The organism is Streptomyces sp. NPDC006193 (assembly GCF_040613915.1).
In the GTDB taxonomy this organism is placed as follows: domain Bacteria; phylum Actinomycetota; class Actinomycetes; order Streptomycetales; family Streptomycetaceae; genus Streptomyces.
On sequence record NZ_JBEXTB010000004.1, the window covers coordinates 284703 to 310197 of the forward strand.

Consider the following 25495-nt stretch of genomic DNA (forward strand, 5'->3'; position numbering starts at 1 on the left):
GGCTGGTTGCGTCACCCAAGGAACCGGCCCCTCCGAACGGCCGCCCCACCGCTATTCCACCGGAAAGAACACGCCACGAAAAATATCGACCGGCTGACCGGTTTCTCTGCCGAAGACACCATTCGGCATTGCCTCTCTCCCCTTGCTCGCGGAGATCGCCCTTGCGCCCCGCCCGAGGCATCGCATAGCCTTTACGGCCGACCGATGGGCGATTCCCACCACGTCGCAAGATAATCGACTATTCCTCATGGACCCCCTGCGCACTTCCTTCGACAAACCTTCCATGAACGGCATGTCGCACACCCCGGCCGTGACCGAGCGGGTGCATTGCATTGGTTGAAGGTGCTGCCGCAGCAGGTCGGACGCCACAGCGTAGAAGCCTATCCCCCGAGGAATTCCGTGAAGTTGTACAAGCAACCGGACGACCTTGTGGCCGTCGTCGGAGCCGGTGCCATGGGAACCGGGATATCCCAGGTCGCGCTCCTCGCCGGCCACCCGGTGCTCCTGCTGACCCGCCGCGCGGAGAGCTCCCGCCGAGGCCGGGAGCTCATTGAGAGCCGCATCCTCCGGCTGGTCGACAAGGGACGGCTGGGTAAAGAGGAAGCGCTCGCCGCCCTGGACCGGCTGACCACCTCGGAAGAATTATCGGAAGCGGCATCGGCCAGCCTCGTCATAGAGTCCGTGCACGAGGACATGGCGGTCAAGTCCGCACTTCTGGCGGACATCGAGAAGCATGTGGGCGAGGAAACCGTCATCGCCACCAACACTTCTTCCCTGTCCGTGACCGCTCTCGCGGCCGGCCTGGAAAACCCGGCCCGGTTCGCGGGACTGCACTTCTTCAATCCGGCTCCCCTGATGGCGCTGGTCGAGGTGGTCTCCGCGCCGTCCACGGCCGAGCGCACCACCCGTTTCCTGCACAGGACCGCAGAACGCTGGGGAAAGACCCCGGTGCTCTCCGCCGACCTGCCCGGATTCATCGTCAACCGGGTGGCACGCCCTTACTACGGGGAAGCGCTGCGCACCCGGGAGCACCGGGCGGCGTCACCGGCCACCATCGACGCGGTCCTCACGGGCTCGGGGGGCTTCGCCATGGGCCCCTGCGCGCTGATGGACCTCATCGGCCACGACGTCAACGAAGCGGTCACCCGGGGGGTGTGGAGCGCCTTCCACCACGACGCGCGCTTCGCCCCCTCCCTCGTCCAGCGCAAGCTGGTGGAGGCCGGGTACCTCGGGTGCAAGGCGGGCCGAGGGTTCTACGACCACGCACCCGGCGCCGCCCGGCCCGCTCCCGACACCTGCGCCCCGGTGTCCGTACCGCCACCGCGTCTGGTGCGTCTGCACGGTGACGCCGGGCCCGCCGGAGGACTCGTGGACGTGCTCGTCGCGGCGGGGATCCCCGTCGAGCGGGTGCCGGCGGCCGCCGGCAGTGCGCTGGACGGGATGTTCGAGCTGCCCGACGGGACGCTGCTGCGTCTGACCGACGGGCGTACGGCCGACCGGCACGCCCGGCGTACGGGACGCCCGGTCGTCCTGTTCGACCTGAGCCTGGACTTCGCCACCTCCTCCCGTACCGCCCTGGCGGTGAGCGGCGGGGCGTCCGACGCCTCGCGGGACGCCGCGGTGGGCCTGTTCCAGCTGCTGGGCAAAGACGTCAGCGTGGTGGACGACATCCCGGGGCTGCTGGTGTTTCGCACTGTCGCCATGCTCGTCAACATCGCGCTGGACGCGGTGGCCGGCGGCCTGGCGAGCGCCCCCGACGTCGACACCGCCATGCGTCTGGGCACCAACTACCCGCTGGGGCCGATCGCCTGGGGCGAGCGGATCGGGCTGCCCTCGGTCCTGGCCTTGCTGGAGAACCTCGACGACGAACACCGGGACGGGCACTACCGCCCCTCCCCCGCGCTGCGCCGCGGCGCGCTGCGCACCGGCCCGCTCGCGGCCTGACCCCCCATGCCAGAAAGGGAAGCACCACCCATGCAGGCTCTGTCACACCTCGCCCAGGACGTCGCGTCGGCCAAGGAGCAGGGGCGCTACCGGACGTACCTGAATCTGGAGCGCCGCGCCGAGACGGCACCGCGGGCCGTGCTCCACGCCGCCGACGGTCCGCGCGAGATCACCGTCTGGTGCTCCAACGACTACCTCTCACTGAGCCACCACCCGACGGTCATCGACGCGGTCGCCGACGCGGTGCGCGGCGTGGGCCTGGGCACCGGCGGCGCGCGCAGCATCTCGGGCACCAGCACCTTCCACGAGGAGCTGGAGGCCGAGCTCGCCTCGCTCTACCGCAAGGAGCGGGCGCTGCTGTTCAGCACCGGCTTCGCGGCCAACGACGCCACCCTGTCGGTGCTGGGACGGCGCATACCCGGGCTGGTGATCTTCTCCGACGAGCTGAACCACGCGTCGATCATCCAGGGCATCCGCAACAGCGGCGCGCAGAAGAGGATCTTCCGGCACAACGACACGGGCCACCTGCGCAAGCTGCTCGAGGAGACGGACCCGGACGCGCCCAAGCTGGTCGCCTTCGAGTCCCTGTACTCCATGGAGGGCGACTTCTCCCCGATCCGGGAGATCGTGGACATCGCCGAGGAGTTCGGCGCCCTGACCTACCTGGACGAGATCCACTCGGTCGGCATCTACGGCGAGGAGGGCTCCGGCTACGCGGAGGAGCAGGGCGTCCGCGACCGGATCACCGTCTTCCAGGGCGGTTTCGGCAAGGGACTCGGCGGGGCCGGCGGTTACATCGCCGGGCCGGCCCCGGTCATCGACAGCGTGCGGACCTTCGCGGCCCCGTTCGTCTTCAGCACGTCCGCCCCGGCGCCGCTGGTGGCCGGCGCGCTGTCCGCGCTGCGTCTGGTCCGCCACGACTCCACCCAGCGGGAGCTGCTGCGGGCGCGTGCGTCGGAGCTGAAGGAGGGACTGGCCGCGCGGGGCATCCCGGTCATCTCGCGGGACAGCCACGTGGTCCCGGTGTTCGTCGGCGACCCGCACCGCAACAAGGAGGTCAGCGCGCTGCTCCTGGGCGACCACGACATCTACGTCCAGCCGGTGAACGCGCCGACCGTGCCCGAGGGCACCGAGCGGCTGCGCGTCACGCCCACCTCCCGCCACACGGCCGAGGACGTCCAGGCGTTCGTCGAGGCGCTCGACACCGTGTGGTCGGCGGCCGGTCTTCCCCGCAGCCGCTGATCGCACCGGCCGACAGCCGTCGCCCCGGCACGAGCACCGTTCCGGAACCCGTGCCGGGGCCGCGGCCGAACCTGAACACACGATTTCGAGGATTCCCGTGAAAGACGCCACCCCACCCGTGCTCTGGCTGCTCGCGGTGGGCGCCTTCGCCATCGGAACGGACGCGTTCGTGATCGCCGGTGTGCTGCCGGAGATCGCGGACGACCTCCGTGTCTCCCCTGGTGCCGCCGGTCAGCTGATCACCGTGTTCTCCCTCACGTACGCGCTGTTCGCCCCGGTCAGCGCCACGATCACCGGCTCGCTGTCACGCCGGACCGTACTGGCCTGCGGGCTGGGGATGTTCGTCGCCGGCAACGTGATCTCCACGCTGGGCGACTCCTACGGATGGGTCGCTGCGGGCCGGTTCGTCGCCGCGCTCGGCGCCGCCTCGTACACGCCACAGGCTTCCGCCGCCGCCGCGTCCCTGGTCCCCGAGGAGCGCAGGGGCCGGGCACTGGGCATCGTCATCGGCGGCCTGACCATGGCCACCGCGCTGGGGGTGCCGATCGGCACCTGGATCGGCGGCCTGACGGGCTGGCGGGCCACGCTGTGGGCGGTCGCCGCGCTGGGCACGGTCGCGCTGCTGGGCGTCCTGGTGCTGCCGAAGCTGGCGCCCGCGGGCAGGCACCCGCTGGCCGAACGGCTCTCGGGCCTGCGCAACCCGGCCGTCCTGATCACCCTGTCGGTCACCCTGCTCGCCGTCACCTCCGAGCACGTGGTCTACACGTACATCGGCCCGGTGCTCCAGGACGCCACCCACGGCGGGCGGGCGCTGTCGGTGCTGCTGTTCGTCTTCGGTGTCGGCGCCGTCGCGGGCAACGCCGTCGCCGGGATCGCCACCGACCGGCTGGGCAACCGGGCGGTGCTCCTGCTCGCCGTCGGCGGCATGGCGGTGGACCTGGCCCTGCTGCCGCTGTGGTCCGGGTCCCTGATCGGGGCGGGCGTCGCGCTCTTCGTCTGGGGCGCCACGGGGTGGATGTACCTCGTGCCCCAGCAGCACCGGCTGCTTTCGCTCAGCGAGGCGAGCGGCCCCTTCACCGTGGCGCTCAACAGCTCCGCCCTGTACCTGGGCATCGCCATCGGCGGCGCGGTCGGCGGCCTCCTCGTCGACACCTGGGGCCCCGAGTCGACCGCCGTGCCCGCCTTCGTCCTCGCGGCCGTCGCCGTCGCCGTCGCGGCCCTCACCTACGGACGTCCCACCCCCACCGGTCCGGCGCGGGAGACACGCCGTGATCCCGCGCGGCAAGGAGTTTCCGACGATGACTGACCGACCTGCTGACGACCCCGTCGTCATCACCGGGATAGGCACCCTGCTGCCCGGTACCGGATCGGCCGCGCAATTCTGGCAGCACGTCTCGGGCGGGCGGTCCCAGATCGGGACCCTCACCCGGTTCGACGGCCCCGCCGAGGGGCTGCCCGTGTACGCGGCGGCCGAGATACGCGACTTCGACCACACCGCCCACCTGCCCGGCCTCCACCCCTCCCACGCCCGCAAGTACAGCCGGGAGATCTTGATCGCGATGTCCGCGCTCGTCCAGGCCCGCGACGACGCGGGCCTGGGCCAGGGGGACGTCGATCCCCGGCGGCTCAGCGTGGTCTTCTCCTCGTCGCGCGGCCCGCTCTCCTGGTGGCAGCCGGTGCTGCGCGGCGAGGACCCGACGGCGTACGACGACAAGGGCGCCATGTTCCGCGGGCTGCCCGGCACCCCGGCCAGCCTGGCCGCCATCCACATCGGGGCGCAGGGCCTCGTCACGACCGTCAGCAACGCCTGCGTCGGCGGCCACCAGGCGATCGGCCTGGCCCTGCGGGAGCTGCGGGCGGGCAGCAGCGACGCCGTCCTGGTCGGCGGCCACGAGTTCCCCATCCTGCCCGAGGTGGCGCGCTGCTACCGGGCGCTGGGCAACGGTGTGCTCTCCGCGGAGTCCGAGGACCCGTCCCGCGCGGTGCGCCCCTACAGCGCCGACCGCGAGGGGTTCGCCCTCGGCGAGGGTTCCGTGGTGCTGTGCCTGGAGCGGGAGTCGACCGCTCTGCGGCGCGGGGCCCGGGTGTACGCCCGTGTCCTCGCCCACGCCTCGATGAACGAGGCCGACCACCCCACCACCATGGACCTGACCGGCAAGGTCACCGCCGGTCTGGTGGTGGAGGCCCTGGAGGAGGCCGGGCGCCGCCCGGACGAGGTGGGCTACTTCTGCGCCCACGGGACCGCGACCCGCTACAACGACCTCGCCGAGAGCCGGGCCCTGCGGGCGCTGTATCCCGGCCGCGGGCTCGGGGCGCTGCCCCCGATCAGCTCCAACAAGCCGATCTACGGGCACACCTTCGGCCTGGCCGGGATCATCAACGCGGCCTCCACCGCTTTGATGCTGCACCACCAGCGGCTGGCGCCGACCATCAATCTGACGACGCCCGACCCGGAGTGCGACCACGACCACGTTGCGGAGGGCGCCCGCGACACCTCGTTCGATCTCGCGGTGTCCATGTCGTTCGCCTTCGGGAGCCAGACGTCGGTGTTGGCGATGGGGGCGGCGGCCTGAGGTCGCACCCGGCCACCCCGGTGCGACACGCTAGGCCCTGTCGTCGAATGATCCTGGCTGGTAGATCATGGGTCGGGTGATACGTCGCCATGAACTGACCGATGGCGAGCGGGAGTCCGTTCGGCTGCTGCCGCCGGTCTCGTCGGCGGGGCCGGAAGCGGTTGGACGACCGAACGGTCCTGAACGGGATCGTGTGGAAGTTCCGTACCGGGGTGGGCCTGGCGGGACAGTGGCTGGTGTCACGGTCCCCGAGCGGGCCGCCCCAGTGCGCAACCGCCTCCGCCGCGGCGGCCGGCCCCCGTCCTTCGGCCCGCAGCCCGGCAAGCCGCGCGACGCGGACGGCCGAGCCCTGCCGGGCGGCCGCCGCCCCGCATCCCTGCTGATGCGGGCGCGGCATCGGACGTCACCCCCTAGCCGTCGGCCGACTTAAGTCCCCGTACCAGCAGGTCCACCACCGCGGTGAAGTCCTCGTCGATGCCGGGGCCGGTCCATTCCCGGGCGTAGCAGGGGTCGTGGAAGCGGCCGGTGGCCTGGAAGACGGCGCGGGCGGCGGCGGCCGGGGCGGAGACGCGGAAGGCGCCCTCCTCGGCGCCCGCGGCGATGATCCGGGTCAGCTGGCCGGTGAGGTCGGCCAGGTGCTCGGCGACGACGCCCCCGAGTTCGCCGGTCAGCACCGTGTACGTGGCGAACAGCTCGGGGTCGTCGCCCGCCTTGTGCCGCTTGGCCTCGAACAGGGCGGCCAGCCAGGCCCGGAGCCGGTCCTCGGCGGCGCCGTCCCCGGCGACGATCCCGGCGAGCCGCTCCGAGGTGCGGTCCAGCCACCGCTTGGTCACCGCCTCGCGCAGCGCCGCCTTGGTCCGGAAGTGCCGGTAGACGCTGCCGTGGCTGACGCCGAGCGCGCGGGCCACGTCGACCACGGTGGCCTTGGCCGGGCCGTGGCGGCGCAGCACCTCCTCGGTGGCTTCGAGGATGCGCTCGGCGGTCAGGGTCTCGGTCGTCGGTGCCATGCCTAGACGGTACCCGGCGGTGTGTTCATCGTTCGCTGTCGAGCATGGCCATCTGGGCGGGGGCGTACCGCTCGCCGGCCACCGCGTCCGCGGGGACGGCGGCCTCGACGGCGGCGAGGTCGGCCGCGTCCAGGGTCACCTCGAGGGCGCCCAGCGCCTCGCCGAGCCGTTCCCGGGTGCGCGCGCCGATCAGCGGGACGATGTCCTCCCCGCGGGAGAGCACCCAGGCGATGGCGATCTGGGCGACCGTGACGCCCTTGTCCGCGGCGATCGCGCGGAGGGACTCGACCAGGGCCAGGTTGCGCCGGTAGTTGTCGCCCTGGAAGCGGGGCGAGTGGGCGCGGAAGTCGTTCGCCGCGAACTGCCGGTCGTGCGTGAAGTGTCCGGAGATCAGGCCGCGGGAGAGCACGCCGTACGCGGTGACGGCGATGCCGAGCTCGCGGAGGGTGGGCAGGATCTCCCGCTCGGGCCCGCGGGAGACGAGCGCGTACTCGATCTGCAGGTCGGCGATCGGGGCGGTGGCGGCGGCGCGGCGGATGGTGTCGGCGCCGACCTCGCTGAGCCCGATGTGCCGGACCCAGCCCTTCTCGACCAGTTCGGCGATGGCGCCGACGGTCTCCTCGATCGGCACGTCCGGGTCGAGCCGGGAGGGGCGGTAGACGTCGATGTGGTCGACGCCGAGGCGCTGCAGGGAGTACGCGGCGAAGTTCTTCACGGCGGCGGGGCGGCCGTCGAAGCCGGACCAGCCGCCGTCCGGGTCGCGCAGGGCGCCGAACTTCACGCTGACCAGCGCGTTCTCGCGCAGCGAGGCCGGCGCCGCGCGCAGGGCCTCGCCTATCAGCATCTCGTTGTGGCCCATGCCGTAGAAGTCGCCGGTGTCGAGGAGGGTGACCCCCGCCTCGAGGGCGGCGTGGAGGGTGGCGATCGATTCGGCGCGGTCCGCGGCGCCGTACATGCCGGACATGCCCATGCAGCCGAGGCCGAGGGCGGAGACCTGGGGGCCGGTGGAACCGAGCTTTCGGGTGTGCATCGTCATGCCCTCACCCTGCCACTACAGATGACAGATTTCAATATCTGTCATTCCAAAGATGTCAGTCACGCCGCGGCCCGCACCGGGAACCGAAAAAAGCCCGCCCACCCGGCCGGCGTCGCGGCGGGTGGGCGGGCGTGGGGCGGCTCGGGCGCCGCGGGCGTCAGCAGCCCAGCAGGCGGCCGGCCAGGTACCCCTCGATCTGGTCGAGGGAGACGCGCTCCTGCTTCATGGAGTCGCGCTCCCGGACGGTCACCGCGTTGTCCTCGAGCGTGTCGAAGTCCACGGTCACGCAGTACGGCGTGCCGATCTCGTCCTGGCGGCGGTAGCGGCGGCCGATGGCGCCCGCGTCGTCGAACTCGATGTTCCAGTGCCGGCGCAGCGCCTGCGCGAGGCCCTTGGCCTTCGGGGACAGCTCCGGGTTGCGGGACAGCGGCAGCACGGCGACCTTCACCGGGGCCAGGCGGTGGTCGAGGCGCAGGACGGTCCGCTTCTCCATCTTGCCCTTGGCGTTCGGCGCCTCGTCCTCGACGTAGGCGTCGAGCAGGAAGGCCAGCATGGTGCGGCCGACACCGGCCGCCGGCTCGATGACGTACGGGGTCCAGCGCTCGCCGGCCTCCTGGTCGAAGTAGGAGAGGTCCTGGCCGGAGGCCTTGGCGTGCGCGCTGAGGTCGTAGTCCGTGCGGTTGGCGACGCCCTCCAGCTCGCCCCACTCGCTGCCGCCGAACTGGAAGCGGTACTCGATGTCCGCGGTGCGCTTGGAGTAGTGGGAGAGCTTCTCCTTCGGGTGCTCGTACCAGCGCATGTTCTCCTCACGGAGACCCAGGCCGGTGTACCAGTTCCAGCGCTGCTCCATCCAGTACTCCTGCCACTGCTCGTCCTCGCCCGGCTTGACGAAGAACTCCATCTCCATCTGCTCGAACTCGCGGGTGCGGAAGATGAAGTTGCCCGGCGTGATCTCGTTGCGGAAGGACTTGCCCATCTGGGCGATGCCGAACGGCGGCTTGCGGCGCGAAGTGGTCTGCACCTGGGCGAAGTTGGTGAAGATGCCCTGGGCGGTCTCGGGGCGCAGGTAGGCGACGGAGCCGGAGTCCTGGGTGGGGCCGAGGTGGGTGGACAGCAGGCCCGAGAACTGCTTGGGCTCGGTGAACTGGCCCTTGTTGCCGCAGTTCGGGCAGTTGACGTCCGCGAGGCCGTTCGCCGGGGCGTGGCCCTTCTTCTCCTCGTACGCCTCCTCCAGGTGGTCGGCGCGGAACCGCTTGTGGCACGAGGTGCACTCGGTCAGCGGGTCGGTGAAGGTGGCGACGTGACCGGAGGCGACCCAGACCTCGGGGGCCAGGATGACGGACGAGTCGATACCGACGACGTCCTCGCGCGACGTCACCATGTAGCGCCACCACTGGCGCTTGATGTTCTCCTTGAGCTCGACACCCAGCGGTCCGTAGTCCCAGGCGGCACGCTGACCGCCGTAGATCTCACTGCAGGGGAAAACGAAGCCACGGCGCTTGCTCAGGCTGACGATGGTGTCGATCTTGTCGGCGGCCACGGTGCTCTCTTCATTACGACGACGGGCGTTGAAGCGAGATGCTTCCAGCGAATGATTCAGGTTACCGGCGCGGACTCCCCCACGACCAAATCGGCCCCCGTCCAGATCGTATGACGAGCGTTGTTGACAACGGTTTCCATTCTTGTTGAAAATGACTGTCATGAACGTACGACGACGCGCCCGGTCCGGCGCGCACCGCCTCATACCCGCCGCGGTCGCCGCGGTCACCGCCCTCGGGATCGGCACGCTGTCCGCCTGCTCCGGCGGCAAGGCGGTCGCCGCCAACACGGACAAGCTCGATGTCGTCGCGTCGTTCTACCCGATGGCGTTCCTCGCCGAGCGCATCGGCGGCAGCCACGTCCACGTCGTCACCCTCACCACCCCCGGCCAGGAGCCGCACGACCTGGAGATCAGCCCGCGGCAGATCGCCCAGCTCGAGGAGTTCGACGCCGTCCTGTACCTGAAGCACCTCCAGCCGTCCGTCGACGAGGCCGTGGCCCAGTCGCCGGTCGGGACGAAGATCGACGCGGCCGCCCTCACCACGCTGGAGCACCACGGCGACGAGGTCGGGGGCCACGCGCCCGGACACGACGCCCACGAGCACGACGGCGACGCGCACGAGGGCGACGCGCACGACGGCCACGAGCACGGGGACGAGGCGGGCGAGGACCCGCACATCTGGCTCGACCCGGTGCGCTACGCGCAGGTCGCCGAGGGCGTCGGCAAGGCCTTCGCGAAGGCCGACCCCGAGCACGCGGCCGACTACCGGAAGAACACCGCGGCCCTGGTGAAGCGGCTGAACGACCTGGACACGCGGTTCCGGGACGGCCTCGCGCACAGCAGGGGCAAGGTGTTCATCACCACGCACGCCGCCTTCGGCTACCTCGCCGAGCGCTACGGCCTCACCGAGGAGGCCGTCAGCGGCCTCGACCCCGAGTCCGAGCCGAGCGCCGCCCGGGTCCGGGACCTGGAGCGGATGGCCAGGGCCGACGGCGTCACCACCGTCTTCTACGAGACGCTGGTCAGCGACCGGACCGCCAAGACCATCGCGAAGGACACGGGCCTGAAGACCGACGTCCTGGACCCGATCGAGGGCATCACCGACCGCTCCCGCGGCCGGGACTACTTCGCGGTCCAGGAGGCCAACCTCGAGGCGCTGCAGAAGGCACTGGGCGCCAGGTGACGGGAGACGAGATGACCAGCGAGCCTGTCATATCCCTGCGCGGGGTGACCGCCCGACTCGGCGCGCGTCCCGTGCTCCGGGGCGTCGATCTCACCGTCGGCCGGGGCGAGGTCGTCGCGCTGCTCGGCGCGAACGGCTCCGGCAAGTCGACGGCGATCCGCGCGATCATCGGCCAGGTGCCCGTGGCCTCGGGCACGATCGAGCTGTTCGGCACCCCGCGCCGGTCCTTCCGGGACTGGGCGCGGGTGGGCTACGTACCGCAGCGCACCACGGCCGCGGGCGGCGTCCCGGCGACCGTCACCGAGATCGTCTCCTCGGGCCGGCTCTCGCGCAGCCGCTTCGGCGTCTTCCGCAGGGCCGACCGGGAGGCCGTGCGGCGGGCCCTGGAGCTGGTCGGCATGGCGGACCGCGCCAAGGACCCCGTCGACGCCCTCTCCGGCGGCCAGCACCAGCGGGTGCTGATCGCCCGGGCGCTGGCCGCCGAGCCGGAACTGCTGATCATGGACGAGCCGATGGCGGGCGTCGACCTGGCCAGCCAGGAGGTGCTCGCGCGGACGCTGCGCCGGCAGGTCGAGGCCGGTGCGACGGTGCTGCTCGTGCTGCACGAACTGGGCCCGCTGGAGCCCCTGATCGACCGGGCGGTCGTCCTGCGCGACGGCTGCGTGCTGCACGACGGCCCGCCGCCGCGCGCGGTCGGCCAGCACGCCCTGCCCGGCCACGACCACGTACACCCGCACGCGCCGGCGGGCGCCGAACCGATCCGCACGGGACTGCTGAGCTGATGGACTTCCTGAACTACGCCTTCATGCAGCGGGCGCTGCTGGCCGCCGTGCTGGTCGGCGTCACGGCGCCCGCGGTCGGCATCTACCTGGTCCAGCGCCGCCAGGCGCTGATGGGCGACGGCATCGGGCACGTGGCCATGACGGGCGTCGGCCTCGGCTTCCTGCTGTCCACCTCGCCGGTGTGGATGGCCACGGCCGTCTCCGTGCTCGGCGCGGTGCTGATGGAGCTGATCCGCTGGTACGGCCGGACCCGCGGCGACATCGCCCTCGCCATGCTCTTCTACGGCGGCATGGCCGGCGGGGTGATGCTGATCAACCTCGCGCCGGGCGGCTCCAACGCCAACCTCACGTCGTACCTGTTCGGCTCGCTGTCGACGGTGTCGCCGTCCGACGTGACCGCGATCTGCCTGCTCGCGGCGTTCGTGCTGCTGGTCACGCTGGGCCTGCGCCGCCAGTTGTTCGCGGTCAGCCAGGACGAGGAGTTCGCGCGGGTCACCGGGCTGCCGGTGCGCGCCCTGAACCTGCTGACGGCGGTCACCGCGGCGGTCACCGTGACGGTGGCCATGCGCGTGGTGGGCCTGCTGCTGGTGTCCGCGCTGATGGTGGTGCCGGTGGCCGCGGCGCAGCAGCTCAGCCGCAGCTTCACCGTGACGTTCGCGGTCGCGGTGGCGATCGGGGTGGCCGTCACCGTCAGCGGCACGGTCACCTCGTACTACCAGGACGTGCCGCCCGGCGCCACGATCGTCCTGCTGACCATCGCCGCGTTCGTCGCGCTGACCGCGCTGGCCGCTCCGCTCGCCCGGCGGCGCGCCCGCGCGGCGGCCGCCGCGCACCCCGCGGGCGACCCGGCGGAGTGCTCCATCCCCGCCACGCGGGAAGCCGGGGACGAGGTCGGCGTCTGACCGCCGGGTGCCCGGGCTGGCACAATGGCCCGGGCATACGGCAGATGTGACAGGAGGAACCGGTGACGACCGCTGGACCGCCCGTGAAGGGCCGCGCCACACGCCAGCGTGCAGCCGTGGCGGCGGCGCTGGACGAGGTCGACGAGTTCCGCAGCGCGCAGGAACTGCACGACATGCTCAAGCACAAGGGCGATTCGGTCGGGCTCACCACCGTCTACCGCACGCTGCAGTCCCTCGCCGAGGCCGGCGAGGTGGACGTCCTGCGCACCTCCGACGGCGAGTCCGTCTACCGCCGCTGCTCCACCGGCGAGCACCACCACCACCTGGTCTGCCGCGCCTGCGGCAGGGCGGTGGAGGTCGAGGGTCCGGCCGTGGAGACCTGGGCGGAGGCGATCGCCGCCGAGCACGGGTACGTCAACGTCGCCCACACCGTGGAGATCTTCGGCACCTGCGCCGACTGCGCGCAGCGCCCGGCGGGCTGAACCGGCGCCCGGCGCCGGCGGGCGCCCGCCGGGCGGCCCCTCAGCCGTCCTGCCCGCCCTCCGCCGCGAGCAGCTGCTCGTTCGGGACGGCGCCGCCGAAGCGGCGGTCGCGGGAGGCGAACTCGACGCAGGCCCGCCACAGGTCGCGGCGGTCGAAGTCGGGCCACAGCACGTCCTGGAAGACCAGCTCGGCGTAGGCGCTCTGCCAGAGCAGGTAGTTGGAGGTGCGCTGCTCGCCGCTCGGACGCAGGAACAGGTCGACGTCCGGCATGTCCGGGTAGTACAGGTACTTCTGGATCGTCTTCTCGCTGACCTTGGACGGATCGAGGCGGCCCGCCCTCACGTCCTCCGCCATGGCCTTCGCCGCGTCCGCGAGTTCGGCGCGGCCGCCGTAGTTCATGCAGAAGTACAGGGTGAGCAGGTCGTTGTCCTTGGTCTGCTCCTGGGCGACCTGCAGCTCCTTGGCGACCGACTTCCACAGCCGGGGCATACGGCCCACCCAGCGCACCCGGATGCCGAGTTCGTCGAGCTGGTCGCGGGTCCTGCGGATGAAGTCGCGGTTGAAGTTCATCAGGAAGCGGACCTCCTCGGGCGACCGCTTCCAGTTCTCGGTGGAGAAGGCGTACAGGGAGATGTTGCGCACGCCGATCTCGATGGAGCCCTGCAGGACGTCCAGCACCCGCTCCGCGCCGACCTTGTGGCCCTCGGTACGCGGCAGCCCCCGCTCCTTGGCCCACCGCCCGTTGCCGTCCATGACGATCGCCACGTGGTTCGGGACCAGCTCGCCCGGGAGCTTGGGCGGGCGGGCGCCGGACGGGTGCGGCTCCGGCGCCTTGTACTCGCGCCGCTGGCGCCCCAGGAACCCGCGTACGACCATGTGCTTCTCGTCTCCTCGACCGTGGACTACTTCTCTACGTACCGGAGGGAGCGCAGCCCGCGCTCCAAGTGCCAGTGCAGGTAGGCCGACACCAGCCCGCTGCCCTCGCGGACGTACCGCGCCTCGCAGGCGTCCGCCGTCTCCCAGTCTCCCGTAAGCAGCGCACCGAGCAGTACCAGGGTCTGCGGGGACGGCACGACGCTGCCGGGCACCCGGCAGTCGGCGCAGACGGAGCCGCCGGAGGCGACGGAGAAGAACCGGTTCGGGCCGGGCATCCCGCACCGCGCGCAGTCGCCGAAGCTGGGGGCGTACCCGTTGACGGCGAGGGAGCGCAGCAGGAAGGCGTCCAGGACGAGGTGCGGCGCGTGCTCCCCCCGGGCGAGCGTCCGCAGCGCGCCGACCAGCAGCAGGTACTGCTGCACGGCCGGCTCGCCCTCGTGGTCCGTGAACCGCTCGGCCGTCTCCAGCATGGCGGTGCCGGCGGTGTAGCGCGCGTAGTCGGTGACGATCGCGCCGCCGTAGGGAGCGATCGTCTCGCTCTGCGTGCACAACGGCAGCCCGCGCCCGACCAGTTCGCTCCCCCGCGCGAAGAACTGCACGTCCACGTGGGAGAACGGCTCCAGCCGGGCCCCGAACCTGGACTTGGTGCGCCGCACTCCGCGTGCCACCGCCCGAACCCGCCCGTGCCCGCGCGTGAGCAGGGTGATGATCCGGTCCGCCTCACCCAGCTTCTGGGTGCGCAGCACGATGCCGTCGTCGCGGAACAGACTCATGCCGCCATTCTCGCCCATGCCGGCGGGGCCGGGAGAGCCCCGCTCACGGGTCCGTCCGTGCGGGCCGTCTTGACCGCCTCCACGGGCCCTCCTATGGTCGCGCTACCGGACGTAGGACGTAGGACGTCGTATCTCCCGCCCCTCCCCACCACCCGCTGGAGGACCCGTGCGCGACGACGTGACCCCCGACGTGCCGGCGCCGCGCCGCCGGTCGCTGCTGCAGGGCGCCGGAGCGCTGGGGGCGGGGACGGTGCTGGTCGGCTGTTCCGCCGGGCCGGAGTCCACCGACGGCACCGGAGGCGGCGGCGGCCGGGAGCGGACGCTGACCGCGGTGATCGGGTACGGCAACGACGGCAGCTGGGACCCGACCCAGACGGCCTCGGCGTTCGCGATGGCCGCCAACAACCACGTGTACGAGGGGCTGCTGGACACCGACCCGATCACCCGTGTGCCGTATCCGGCGCTCGCCACCGAGGTGCCGCGGGACCCCCGCGCCACCCGCTGGCGGTTCACCCTGCGGTCCGGGGCGGTCTTCCACGACGGCAGGCCCGTCACCGCCGACGACGTGGTGTTCGTCTTCGACCGCATCCTGGACCCGGGCACCCAGACCCTCGCCAAGGGCTTCTTCGCCGGCTGGCTGGACGGCGTCCGGAAGACCGGCGCCCGGACCGTCGAACTGGTGCTGAAGTTCCCCTTCCCGGACGGGCTCGCGCGGCTCACCCTCGCCAAGATCATGCCGAAGCACGTGTTCGGGCGGCCCGGCGCCTGGGACGACGCGGTCAGGGGGCTGGCCGTCGGCTCGGGGCCGTACCGGCAGACCGCGCACCACCCGAAGTCGAACACCGTCTTCGAGGCGTTCGACGGGTACGACGGGCCCCGCAGGCCGGCCTTCCGGCGGATGAACTGGCTGACGATCGTGGACGCCGCGCCGCGCGTCGCGAAGATCTCCGGAGCGGGTGCGGAGGCGCAGATCGCGGACAACATCCCCTACGCCAACATCGCCCGCCTGCGGCAGGGCGGCCTGAAGGTCGCGGGCGGCGCCGGCATGAACAACCTGTTCCTGATGTTCAACACCCGGCACCCGCCGTTCGACGACGTCCGGGTCCGCCAGGCGCTGCACTACGCCGTCGACCGCGAGAAGATCGTGCGGGTCGCGTTGCGGGGCCACGGCAGGCCCGCGTCCTCGTTCCTCGACGAGGGCAACCCCTGCTACCGGCGGGCCGCGACCGTCTACGACCACGACCCCGGCCGGGCGAAGGCGCTGCTGCGGGCCGCCGGGGTGAAGCGCCTGCACGTCCGTCTCCTGGCCGTCAACGTCAGCTGGATCGCCGACTGCCTGCCGACCCTCAAGTCCTCCTGGGACGCGATCGGCGTGGAGACCACGCTGGCCCCGCAGGAGACCACGGCCGTCTTCACCAAGCTGGACCAGCGGCAGGACTACCAGGTGGTGGCCGCGGCCTCCAACCCCAACCAGTTCGGCCTCGACGCCGACCTGATCATGCGCTACAACCACGGCCCCGGGAACCTGTGGATGCGGTACACCCGGTGGGCCGGCCACCCCGTGGCCGAGCGGCTCTTCGCCGACATGGACCGGGCGACCCGGGAACCCGACCCCGCGCGGAAGAAGGCCATGATCCAGGACTGCATCGACGTCGTCGCGGAACAGGCCGTGCTGTACCCGGTGGTGCACAACGAGCTGATGACCGCGTGGGACCCGCGCCGGCTCACCGGGATACGGGCGCAGCCCTACCCGGGCGTGAACCTGCTCCGCGCCCGGTGGGCGTGACGGCATGACGGCCGTCTGGCGGATCCTGCTCCGCCGTGTCGCCCTGCTCGTCCCGCTGCTCCTCGGGATCGTGCTGTTCGTCTTCGTGGTGATGCGGTTCTCGGACGCCGACCCGGCATCGGCCTTCTTCCAGGGCGCCAATCCGACCCCGCGGCAGCTGCACGACTTCCGGGAGCGCAACGGCCTGCTGGACCCGCTGCCCGTGCGGTACGTCCACTTCGTCGGCGACCTGCTCCACGGCGACCTCGGCACCAGCGCCCTCACCCGCGCCCCCGTGGCCGAGCAGGTCGCCACCGCCCTGCCGCTCACGATGCAGCTGACCTTCCTCGGTCTGGCGATCGCGGTCGTGCTGGCGCTGGCGGGCGGGGTCACGGCGGCCGTGCACCGGGACCGGCTGCCGGACCAGGCCGTCCGGGTCCTGTCGCTGGTCGGGGTCGCCGCGCCGGGGTTCTGGCTGGCGCTGCTGATGATCCAGTACCTGGCCGTGGACCGGGGCTGGTTCCCGACCGGCGGCTACGTCAACCCCGCCGACTCCGTCACCGGCTGGCTGAGGACCCTGGCCCTGCCCGCCTTCGCGCTGTCGCTGCCGGTGGCGGCGCAGCTCACGCGGATCGTGCGGACGTCCGTGGTGGAGGAGCTGGACAAGGACTACGTGCGGACCGCGATCGGCAACGGGCTGCCGCCGCGGGTGGTCGTCGGACGGAACGTCCTCAGGAACGCCCTGGTCAACCCGCTGACCGTGCTGGGCCTGCGGGTCGGTTACCTCCTCGGCGGCGCGGTCGTCATCGAGACGATCTTCTCGCTGCCCGGCATGGGCAAGCTGATGATCGACGCCGTGCAGAACGGCGACCCGGCGGTGGTGCAGGGGGTCGTCCTCACCACCGCCACCGGGTTCGTCGTCGTCAACCTCGTCATCGACATCCTGTATCTGCTGGTCAATCCGCGTCTGAGGGCCGGCTGATGGGCACGCGCGCGTCACTCGCCGAGCGACTCGCCCGGCCCGGCGTCCGGCTGCGCGCCTGGCGCCGGCTGCCGCTGCCGTCCAGGGTCGCCGTCTGCTTCCTGACCGCGGTCGTCCTGGCCGCCGTGCTCGCCCCGGTGCTCGCCCCGGACGACCCGCTGGAGCAGCACGACCCCGTCGGCGGCACCGGGCGGCCGTCCGCCGCGCACTGGATGGGGCAGGACAGCCTGGGCCGGGACGTGCTGAGCCGGCTGATGCACGGCGCCCGGTTCTCGCTCGCCATCGGGCTGGGCGCCACCGCGCTCGCGCTGGTCGCCGGCGCGGTCGTCGGGGCGCTCGCCGCCACCTCCCGCAAGGCCGTCGACGAGACGCTGATGCGCTGCCTGGACGTGGTGATGGCGTTCCCGGGCATCGCGCTCGCGGCCGTGCTGGTCGCCGTGTTCGGCGGCGGGATCGGCGTGCTGATCTGCGCGATCGCCTTCCTGTTCACCCCACCGGTCGCGCGGGTGGTGCGGGCCAACGTCCTCGACCAGTACGGCGAGGACTACGTCACCGCCGAGCGGGTCGTCGGCGCCCGCACCCCGCACATCCTGCTGCGGCACGTGGCCGTCAACTGCGCGGCCCCGGTGCTGGTGTTCTGCACGGTGCAGGTCGCCGAGGCCATCGTGTTCGAGGCGTCGCTGTCCTTCATCGGCGCGGGCGTACGGCCCCCGAACCCGTCCTGGGGCAGCGTCATCGCCGACGGCAAGAACATGGTGCTGACCGGCGGCTGGTGGGCGACCGTCTTCCCCGGGCTGCTGATCCTGCTGACCGTGCTGTCGCTGAACATCCTCTCCGAGGGGGTCTCCGACGCCTGGGCGGCGCCCGCCCCGCGGGAGGCCGCGCCGCCCCCGGACCGGCGCGGGACGCCGGAGCCCGGCGGCGGCGAGGTGCTGCCGCTCCCCGGTCTGGCCGAGGCCGCGCGGCGGCTGCGCTCCCGGGCCCGGCCGCTGCCCGGCCGCGGCGGGCAGCCGGTGCTCGCCGTGGAGGACCTCGCCATCGGCTTCCCGGGCCGGCACCGGGGCGTGGACATCGTGGACGGGGTCTCCTTCGAGGTGTATCCGGGCGAAGTGCTCGGCCTGGTGGGCGAGTCGGGCTGCGGCAAGTCGCTGACCGCCCTCACCGTCATGGGACTGCAGCCGAAGGACGCCCGGGTCAGCGGCCGGGTGCGGTTCCGGCGGCAGGACCTGCTCGCCGAGCCGGCGCGGGCGCGGCGGCGGCTGCTCGGCCACGAGATGGCGATGGTCCACCAGGACGCCCTGTCCTCGCTGAACCCGGCCATGACCGTCCGCGCCCAGCTGGGGCAGCTCGTGCGGCGCGGGGGCCGCCGCGGCCCGCGGGAGCTGCTGTCGCTGGTCGGTCTCGACCCGGAGCGCACCCTGCGCAGCTACCCGCACGAACTCTCCGGCGGCCAGCGGCAGCGCGTGCTCATCGCCATGGCCCTCTCCCGCGACCCCGGTCTGATCGTCGCCGACGAGCCCACCACCGCCCTGGACGTCACCGTGCAGGCCCAGGTGATGGAGCTGCTGCTGCGGCTGCGCGGGGAGCTGGGCTTCGCGCTGCTCCTGGTCTCGCACGATCTGGCGCTGGTCGCCGACGTCACCGACCGGGTGGCGGTGATGTACGGCGGGCGGATCGTGGAGACGGGGGTGACCGCCGGCCTGGTGGGCGCGCCGGCCCACCACTACACGCGCGGGCTGCTCGGCAGCGTGCTCTCGCTGGAGTCGGCCGAGGAACGGCTGACGCAGATCAAGGGGGTCGTGCCGGCGCCCGCCGACTTCCCCGCGGGGTGCCGGTTCGCCGACCGCTGCCCGCTCGCCACCGCGGTGTGCCACACGAGTGCACCGGTCCTCGCCGGCACCGCGACGCACGCGGCGGCGTGCCACCACCCCGCGGTGCGGCCGGCGTCCGCCGAGAGCGAGGAGGCCCCGCAGTGACCGCTGTCGTGGAGGTGCGGGACGCGCACGTCGTGCACCGGGCGCGCAGCGGCGGCCTGTTCCGCCGCGACCGGGTGTACGCCCTGACCGGCGCCGACCTGGCCGTCGCGCCCGGCGAGACCGTCGGCGTGGTCGGCGAGTCGGGATGCGGGAAGTCGACGCTGGCGAAGGTGCTGGTGGGCATCGAGCGGCCGGTCCTCGGGACGGTGTCCTTCCGGGGGCGGGACCTGTGGGCGATGACGCCCGCGGAACGCCGGGCCGCGGTCGGCGCGGGCGTCGGCATGATCTTCCAGGACCCGTCGACGGCCCTGAACCGCCGGCTGACCGTCCGCCGGGTGCTGCGCGATCCGCTGGACGTCCACCGGCGCGGCGGCAGGGCGGAGCGGGAGGACCGGGTCCGGGAGCTGATGGCCCTGGTGGGCCTCCCCCGGGCGCTGGCCGACGCCCTGCCCGGGCAGCTCTCCGGCGGCCAGCGGCAGCGCGTCGCCATCGCCCGCGCGCTCGCCCTGGACCCGGCCCTGGTGGTCGCCGACGAGCCGACCAGCGCCCTGGACGTCTCGGTCCGCGCGCAGATCCTCAACCTGCTGCTCGACCTGAGGGAACGCCTGGGGCTGGCGCTGGTGTTCGTCTCGCACGACATCCAGACGGTGCGGCGGATGAGCGACCGGGTGATCACCATGTACCTCGGCCGGATCGTGGAGGAGACCCCGGCCGGCCGGGTCGCCGGCGGCGCCCGGCACCCGTACACCCGCGCCCTGTTCTCGGCCGCGCCCGGCCTGCTGCACCCCCTCGAACCGATCCCGCTGACCGGGCCGGTGCCCTCGGCGATCCGCCCGCCGAGCGGCTGCCCGTTCCGCACCCGCTGCTGGCGGGCGGACGCGGTGTGCGCCGAGGCGATGCCGGGCTTCTCGGCCGCGTCGCGGGGCGGGCACCGCTACCGGTGCCACCATCCTGTGGAGGAGGACCAGCCGACCGGAGACCCAGCCCGCCAGGAGCCCGCATGACCTTCCCCGCCCCGCTGACGGGTGTCGTCCCGCCCGTCTGCACGCCCCTGACGCCGGACCGCGAGGTGGACGTGCCCTCGCTGCGGCGCCTGGTCGACCATCTGGTGGAGGCCGGGGTGCACGGGCTGTTCCTGCTCGGCTCGACCTCGGAGGCGGCCTTCCTGACCGACCGGCAGCGCCGGCAGGTGGTGGAGGCCGTGACCGCGCACCTGGGCGGCCGGCTGCCGGTCCTCGCGGGCGCCATCGACATGACCACCCCGCGCGTGCTCGACCACGTCTCGGCGGTCACCGCGGCCGGCGCGCAGGCCGTCGTCGTCACCGCGCCCTTCTACACCCGCACCCATCCCTCGGAGATCGTCCACCACTACCGCCGGGTCGCCGCCGCGAGCCCGGTCCCGGTGATCGCCTACGACATCCCCCCGGCCGTGCACAGCAAGCTCCCCGCCGACCTGCTGCTGGGGCTCGCCGGGGACGGTGTGCTGGCCGGCGTGAAGGACTCCAGCGGGGATCTGGCGGCCTTCCGGGAGCTGGTCACCGGCGCCCGCGCCCACTCCGGGTTCAGCGTGCTGACCGGCTCGGAGGTCGTGACGGACCTCGCACTGGCACTGGGCGCCGACGGGGCCGTGCCGGGGCTGGCCAACGTGGACCCGCACGGCTACGTCCGCCTGTACCGGCAGTGCCGGGCGGGAGACCGGGAGGCGGCGCGGGCCGAGCAGGAGCGGCTGTGCGCGCTGTTCCGGCTGACCGGCGCCGGCGACCCGGCCAGGATGGGCGCCGGCTCGTCGGCGCTGGGCGCGTTCAAGGCGGCGCTGCACCTGCGCGGCATCATCGCCTGCCCGGCGACGGCCGAGCCCCAGGTGCCCCTGTCCGGGGAGGAGACGGAACGGGTCGCCCGGATCCTGGCCGCGGCCGGCCTGCTCTAGACCCGGCCGCTCGACCGCCCCGGCGCCGCGGGGCCTGGCCGGGGCGAGCAGCGTCCGGCCGGTGCGGGGGCGCCGCTGAGCGGGGGACTCACTGGCCTTCCCCTGGTCCGGGCTCCGGCCCCGCCGGCCGCCGCCCGTCGCTCCGGGGAGTGCCGGGCGGGGCGCGGCAGGCTCAGGACGGCGTGCGGGCCGCGGCGAGCAGGCGGGTGACGTCGTCGGCGCAGATGGTGAGGGCCGCGCCGACCGTGGTGAGGGCATCGCGTTCGGCGGGCGTGTAGGGGCCGTCGGCGAGGGCGATGCGCGCGGCCTGCAGGAGGAGCGACTCGCGGCCCGCGGGAGCCAGGTGCGGGGCGAGCGGGTCGAGGGACTCGTGCAGCTCTATGGTCAGGCCGGCGCTGCTCGGCCGGTCGAGGAACCGGCCGGTGTCGGCGGCGAGGGCCTCGACCAGGGCGGCGAGCCGGTCCTCCGTGCAGTCGGCGAACCCGGCCGCGCGGACGGTGGCGGCGGCCGTCTCCAGGGCCGTGCGGGAGCAGGCGCCGCCCGCGGCGAGCACCGCGAGGGCGACGGTGTGCACGGCGTCGCGGAGCATCGCGGAGAAGCGGCGGGTGGTGGGGTGGTCGAGGACGTCGGTGCCGTAGTGCTCGCGGCAGGCCGCGCACTCCACGACGGGCCCGGTGGCCCCGCGCGGCAGCACGGGCACGCCGAGCACGGTGAGCCGGCGGCGGCCGGTGAGCCGCTGGTAGTTGCGGTCGCCGCCGCAGCCGGGGCAGAAGAACTCGCCGTCCCCGACGGGCGTCCATGCGGTGCGGGTGCCCAGGATGCGCGCAGCCCTGGCGGCTCGGCCGTCTCGTCCCCGTACTGGCAGCACGTCGCACCTCCGTAACCGCGCGGCAGCATCGCCGCGCTGGCGTGATGTTAGCCACATCCCCGAGGCTGAGTCAGCACCCCGGACGAGACCTTTCCGTGACCTGAGGGGCCCGATGGCCGGTATGCGACGGCGCCCCGACCGCCGCAGCCGGCGGTCAGGGCACCGAAGCGCCAGGTCAGCGCGGTCAGCGGGCCGCGCGGTTCACCGCGGAGACGACCGCCTTCAGCGACGCACGCGTCGTGTTCGCGTCGATGCCGATGCCCCACAGCACCTTGTCGCCGATCGCGCACTCGATGTAGGAGGCGGCCTGCGCGGAGGCGCCCTCGCTCATCGTGTGCTCCTGGTAGTCCAGCAGGCGCACGTCGACGCCGACGGACTGCAGGGCGTCGAAGAAGGCCGAGATGGGACCGTTGCCGGAGCCGGTCAGGACGGTGTCCTCGCCGTCCACGGTGGCCTCGACGGTCAGGGTGTCGGTCCCGTCCGTGTCCGTGGTCGACTGGCCGGTGCGCAGCTGGATGCGGCCCCACGGGTTCTCGGGGTTCGGCAGGTACTCGTCCTGGAAGACCGCCCAGATCTCCTTCGGCGTGATCTCGCCGCCCCGGGCGTCGGTCCTCGCCTGGATGATCTTCGAGAACTCGATCTGCATGCGGCGCGGCAGGTCGAGCTTGTGGTCGTTCTTCAGGACGTAGGAGACGCCGCCCTTGCCGGACTGGGAGTTGACGCGGATGACGGCCTCGTAGGAGCGGCCGACGTCCTTGGGGTCGATCGGCAGGTACGGCACGGCCCACTCGAGGTCGTCGACGGTGACGCCCCGGGCCGCGGCGTCGGCCTCCATGGCGTCGAAGCCCTTCTTGATGGCGTCCTGGTGGGAGCCGGAGAAGGACGTGTAGACCAGGTCGCCCACGTACGGGTGGCGCGGGTGGACCTCCATCTGGTTGCAGTACTCCCAGGTGCGGCGGATCTCGTCGATGTCGGAGAAGTCGATCTGCGGGTCGACGCCCTGGGAGAACAGGTTCATGCCCAGGGTGACCAGGTCGACGTTGCCGGTGCGCTCGCCCTGCCCGAACAGGCAGCCCTCGACGCGGTCGGCGCCGGCCATCAGCGCCAGCTCGGCCGCCGCCACGGCCGTGCCGCGGTCGTTGTGCGGGTGGGCGGACAGGCAGACGTACTCGCGGCGGGAGAGGTTGCGGTGCATCCACTCGAAGCGGTCCGCGTGCGTGGACGGCGTGGAACGCTCCACGGTGGCGGGCAGGTTGAGGATGATCTCGCGGTCCGGGCCGGGCTGCCACACGTCCATGACGGCCTCGCAGACCTCCAGGGCGAAGTCCAGCTCGGTGTCGGTGAAGATCTCCGGCGAGTACTGGTAGCCGAACTCGGTCTCGGGGCCCAGCAGTTTCTCGGCGTACTCCATCACCCGGCGGGTGCCGTCGACGGCGATCCGCTTGATGTCGTCCCGGGAGCCGCGGAAGACGACCCGGCGGAAGACCGGGGCGGTGGCGTTGTACAGGTGGACGGTGGCGCGCCTGGCGCCCTGCAGGGACTCCACGGTCCGCTCGATCAGGTCCTCGCGGGCCTGGGTGAGCACGGAGATCGTCACGTCGTCCGGGATCGCGCCCTCTTCCTCGATGATCGAGCGCACGAAGTCGAAGTCGGTCTGGCCGGAGGCGGGGAAGCCCACCTCGATCTCCTTGTAGCCCATCTTCACGAGCTGGTCGAACATCCGGCGCTTGCGCTCGGGCGACATCGGGTCGATCAGGGCCTGGTTGCCGTCGCGCAGATCGGTGGAGAGCCAGCGGGGGGCGACGGTGATCCGCTGGTCGGGCCAGGTGCGGTCGGGGATGTCCACCTGGTCGTACCGGCCGTACTTGTGGATCGGCATGGGGCTGGGCTGCTGGCGGTTGGCCATGACGCGTAGGGCTCCTCGAGGTGTCCGGAAGGACGGCCGACGACGCGACGCCGAGCTCCGCGGGGAGGGGGTCGGCCTCGACTACAGGCCCTCGCCGCGGCAGCTAAGGAGAAGCAGCCAGGAACGCATGGTGCTCCGCAGCCTAGCCGAGCCGCTCCGGGCGCGCGGGTCCGTCCCAGTATGCGGGACCGACGGAACAAAAGGGATGAAAAAGTGCGAAGTACCACACCTTCCCGTCGTCGGCGACACTCTTCCCTACCACGGCGTCACCCAGCGTCGCCGCCGGTGTCCCGGTATTTCACCAATCATGGTGGCAGGTGGTGACAGGGGCGTCACCCAGTGCGATGGTGCGGTCATGACGACCAACGGGGGCTCCCAGCCCGTCTTCTGCACGATCGTGCCGCCGCACGTCCTCGACAGGCTCGCCCGCAACGAGGACCCCGCGCTCTCCGGACCCGCCCGCCGCTCCCTGGAGCACGACGCCTACCAGCGCACCAGGCGCCGCCTGACCACGGTCATCGGCGCGCCCGCCGCCGCCCCGCCCGCCGGCCCCGCCGACCGGCCGCGCCGCACCGTCTACGACGCGCGGCACACCCAGGACCTGCCCGGCGCCAAGGTCCGCGAGGAAGGCTCCGACCCGGGCTCCGACGCGTCCGTCAACCGCGCCTACGCGGGCCTCGGCGCCACCTTCGAGCTGTACCTGAAGGCGTACGGCCGCCGCTCCATCGACGGCGCCGGACTCCCGCTCGACGCGACCGTGCACTTCGGCGAGGACTACGACAACGCCTTCTGGAACGGCGAGCAGATGGTGTTCGGCGACGGCGACGGCGAGATCTTCCTCGACTTCACCATCCCGGTCGACGTCATCGGGCACGAGCTGACCCACGGCGTCACCCAGCACACCGCGAACCTGGAGTACTACGGCCAGTCGGGCGCGCTGAACGAGTCCCTCTCCGACGTCTTCGGCTCGCTGATCAAGCAGTACACCCTCGGGCAGACCGCCGCGGAGGCCGACTGGCTGATCGGGGCGGGCCTCCTCGCCCCGCGCGTCGAGGGGACCGCCCTGCGCTCGATGAAGGCGCCGGGCACGGCGTACGACGACGACGTCCTCGGCAAGGACCCGCAGCCGGCGACGATGGAGGACTACGTCCGCACCGGCCGCGACAACGGCGGTGTGCACATCAACTCCGGCATCCCCAACCACGCCTTCTACCTGGCCGCCACCGCCCTCGGCGGATACGCCTGGGAGACGGCCGGGCAGATCTGGTACGACGTGCTCACCGGCGGTGACCTGAAGGAGGACGCCCGCTTCGCCGACTTCGCCGCGCTGACGGCGAGGGCGACGCGCGAGCGGTACGGCGCCGGGGACGAACTGCGGGCCGTGCAGAAGGCGTGGGAGCGGGTAGGGGTGCGGGCGCGGTGAATCCGTACTAGACACGGACCCATGCGTATTCGAGTACGGCGCACGGGCGGCTTCGCGGGCATCGAACGCCGGGCCGAGATCGACACCTCGGACCGGCCCGACGCCGGGGAGCTGCGGACTCTGGCCGAACGCGTCCTCGCGTCCGGCCGGGCCGCCCCGCCGGCGGGCGTTCCGGACGGCTTCCGCTACGAGATCACGGTGGACGGCCGCACGGTGTACGCGGCCGACCCCCGGCTCACGGACGAGGAACGGCAGCTGGTGTCCCGGGTGCTGAAGGAGGGCGCCTAGCGGCGCACCCCGCAGGCCC

At 72.6% G+C, this 25495-nt stretch carries 22 protein-coding genes; 15 read left to right on the forward strand and 7 right to left on the reverse strand.

Annotation, left to right across the window (positions count from 1 at the left end; translation table 11 throughout):
- Positions 1–429 precede the first annotated feature (429 nt).
- The 4 genes from ABZ261_RS06695 (at position 430) to ABZ261_RS06710 (ending at position 5759) form a co-directional block, all read left to right on the forward strand.
- Positions 430–1944, forward strand: coding sequence for a 3-hydroxyacyl-CoA dehydrogenase (locus ABZ261_RS06695; protein WP_356856158.1), 1515 nt, complete (start codon positions 430–432; stop codon positions 1942–1944).
- Between the two features lie 30 nt (positions 1945–1974).
- Positions 1975–3186 (forward strand): 5-aminolevulinate synthase, encoded by a 1212-nt coding sequence (hemA, locus tag ABZ261_RS06700; protein WP_356855994.1) that lies wholly within the window; start codon positions 1975–1977, stop codon positions 3184–3186.
- Positions 3187–3283: 97 nt separating this feature from the next.
- A complete protein-coding gene (locus tag ABZ261_RS06705; RefSeq protein WP_356855996.1) occupies positions 3284–4492 on the forward strand; it encodes an MFS transporter in 1209 nt (402 codons plus the stop codon).
- A complete protein-coding gene (locus tag ABZ261_RS06710) occupies positions 4485–5759 on the forward strand; it encodes a beta-ketoacyl-[acyl-carrier-protein] synthase family protein (protein ID WP_356855998.1) in 1275 nt (424 codons plus the stop codon). Before ABZ261_RS06705 ends, ABZ261_RS06710 begins: the two co-directional genes overlap by 8 nt.
- Positions 5760–6169: 410 nt before the next feature.
- On the opposite strand, the gene ABZ261_RS06715 is transcribed toward ABZ261_RS06710, so the two are convergent.
- The 3 genes from ABZ261_RS06715 to ABZ261_RS06725 all read right to left on the reverse strand — a co-directional run bounded on the left by ABZ261_RS06715 (position 6170) and on the right by ABZ261_RS06725 (position 9342).
- Positions 6170–6766 carry a TetR family transcriptional regulator gene (locus tag ABZ261_RS06715; RefSeq protein ID WP_356856000.1) on the reverse strand — a complete coding sequence of 199 codons (597 nt, stop codon included), beginning with the start codon at positions 6764–6766 and terminating at the stop codon, positions 6170–6172.
- 25 nt (positions 6767–6791) lie between these two features.
- Positions 6792–7802: an aldo/keto reductase gene (locus ABZ261_RS06720; RefSeq protein ID WP_356856002.1), complete on the reverse strand. Its 1011-nt coding sequence runs from the start codon at positions 7800–7802 to the stop codon at positions 6792–6794.
- A gap of 157 nt (positions 7803–7959) precedes the next feature.
- Entirely contained in the window at positions 7960–9342 is a 1383-nt protein-coding gene (locus ABZ261_RS06725; RefSeq protein ID WP_356856004.1) for a glycine--tRNA ligase, read from the reverse strand.
- Positions 9343–9502: 160 nt separating this feature from the next.
- Between ABZ261_RS06725 and ABZ261_RS06730 the strand changes: the two genes are divergently transcribed.
- The 4 genes from ABZ261_RS06730 (at position 9503) to ABZ261_RS06745 (ending at position 12691) form a co-directional block, all read left to right on the forward strand.
- Positions 9503–10525: a metal ABC transporter substrate-binding protein gene (locus tag ABZ261_RS06730; protein WP_356856006.1), complete on the forward strand. Its 1023-nt coding sequence runs from the start codon at positions 9503–9505 to the stop codon at positions 10523–10525.
- A gap of 11 nt (positions 10526–10536) precedes the next feature.
- A complete protein-coding gene (locus ABZ261_RS06735) occupies positions 10537–11307 on the forward strand; it encodes a metal ABC transporter ATP-binding protein (protein ID WP_356856008.1) in 771 nt (256 codons plus the stop codon).
- Positions 11307–12209: a metal ABC transporter permease gene (locus tag ABZ261_RS06740; protein WP_356856010.1), complete on the forward strand. Its 903-nt coding sequence runs from the start codon at positions 11307–11309 to the stop codon at positions 12207–12209. Before ABZ261_RS06735 ends, ABZ261_RS06740 begins: the two co-directional genes overlap by 1 nt.
- Before the next feature lie 62 nt (positions 12210–12271).
- Positions 12272–12691: a transcriptional repressor gene (locus ABZ261_RS06745; protein WP_356856012.1), complete on the forward strand. Its 420-nt coding sequence runs from the start codon at positions 12272–12274 to the stop codon at positions 12689–12691.
- Between the two features lie 40 nt (positions 12692–12731).
- Here the strand turns inward: ABZ261_RS06745 and ABZ261_RS06750 are convergent, their stop codons facing one another.
- Together ABZ261_RS06750 and recO are read right to left on the reverse strand one after the other, a co-directional pair.
- Positions 12732–13568 (reverse strand): isoprenyl transferase, encoded by an 837-nt coding sequence (locus tag ABZ261_RS06750; RefSeq protein WP_356856014.1) that lies wholly within the window; start codon positions 13566–13568, stop codon positions 12732–12734.
- Between the two features lie 26 nt (positions 13569–13594).
- A complete protein-coding gene (gene recO, locus ABZ261_RS06755) occupies positions 13595–14341 on the reverse strand; it encodes a DNA repair protein RecO (RefSeq protein ID WP_356856016.1) in 747 nt (248 codons plus the stop codon).
- Between the two features lie 166 nt (positions 14342–14507).
- On the opposite strand from recO, the gene ABZ261_RS06760 reads away from it, so the two are divergent.
- From ABZ261_RS06760 to ABZ261_RS06780, 5 genes are read left to right on the forward strand one after another with little or no spacing between them, the layout of a single operon-like run.
- Positions 14508–16127, forward strand: a complete 1620-nt coding sequence (locus tag ABZ261_RS06760; RefSeq protein WP_356856018.1) for an ABC transporter substrate-binding protein — start codon at positions 14508–14510, stop codon at positions 16125–16127.
- A gap of 4 nt (positions 16128–16131) precedes the next feature.
- Positions 16132–17088: an ABC transporter permease gene (locus ABZ261_RS06765; protein WP_356856020.1), complete on the forward strand. Its 957-nt coding sequence runs from the start codon at positions 16132–16134 to the stop codon at positions 17086–17088.
- Complete coding sequence (locus ABZ261_RS06770; RefSeq protein ID WP_356856022.1) at positions 17088–19064, forward strand: dipeptide/oligopeptide/nickel ABC transporter permease/ATP-binding protein; 1977 nt, start codon at positions 17088–17090, stop codon at positions 19062–19064. The genes ABZ261_RS06765 and ABZ261_RS06770 overlap by 1 nt, the downstream gene beginning before the upstream one ends.
- Positions 19061–20068, forward strand: coding sequence for an ABC transporter ATP-binding protein (locus tag ABZ261_RS06775; RefSeq protein ID WP_356856024.1), 1008 nt, complete (start codon positions 19061–19063; stop codon positions 20066–20068). Before ABZ261_RS06770 ends, ABZ261_RS06775 begins: the two co-directional genes overlap by 4 nt.
- Complete coding sequence (locus tag ABZ261_RS06780; RefSeq protein ID WP_356856026.1) at positions 20065–20991, forward strand: dihydrodipicolinate synthase family protein; 927 nt, start codon at positions 20065–20067, stop codon at positions 20989–20991. Before ABZ261_RS06775 ends, ABZ261_RS06780 begins: the two co-directional genes overlap by 4 nt.
- 172 nt (positions 20992–21163) lie before the next feature.
- Here ABZ261_RS06780 and ABZ261_RS06785 read toward each other — a convergent pair whose 3' ends face one another.
- Both ABZ261_RS06785 and leuA read right to left on the reverse strand, forming a co-directional pair.
- A complete protein-coding gene (locus ABZ261_RS06785) occupies positions 21164–21859 on the reverse strand; it encodes a TerB family tellurite resistance protein (RefSeq protein ID WP_356856028.1) in 696 nt (231 codons plus the stop codon).
- A gap of 184 nt (positions 21860–22043) precedes the next feature.
- Positions 22044–23765 carry a 2-isopropylmalate synthase gene (leuA, locus tag ABZ261_RS06790; RefSeq protein ID WP_356856030.1) on the reverse strand — a complete coding sequence of 574 codons (1722 nt, stop codon included), beginning with the start codon at positions 23763–23765 and terminating at the stop codon, positions 22044–22046.
- Between the two features lie 355 nt (positions 23766–24120).
- On the opposite strand from leuA, the gene ABZ261_RS06795 reads away from it, so the two are divergent.
- Together ABZ261_RS06795 and ABZ261_RS06800 are read left to right on the forward strand one after the other, a co-directional pair.
- On the forward strand, positions 24121–25188 hold the full coding sequence (locus ABZ261_RS06795; RefSeq protein ID WP_356856032.1) for a M4 family metallopeptidase: 1068 nt from the start codon (positions 24121–24123) through the stop codon (positions 25186–25188).
- A gap of 21 nt (positions 25189–25209) precedes the next feature.
- Complete coding sequence (locus ABZ261_RS06800) at positions 25210–25476, forward strand: protealysin inhibitor emfourin (protein WP_356856034.1); 267 nt, start codon at positions 25210–25212, stop codon at positions 25474–25476.
- Positions 25477–25495: the final 19 nt, after the last annotated feature.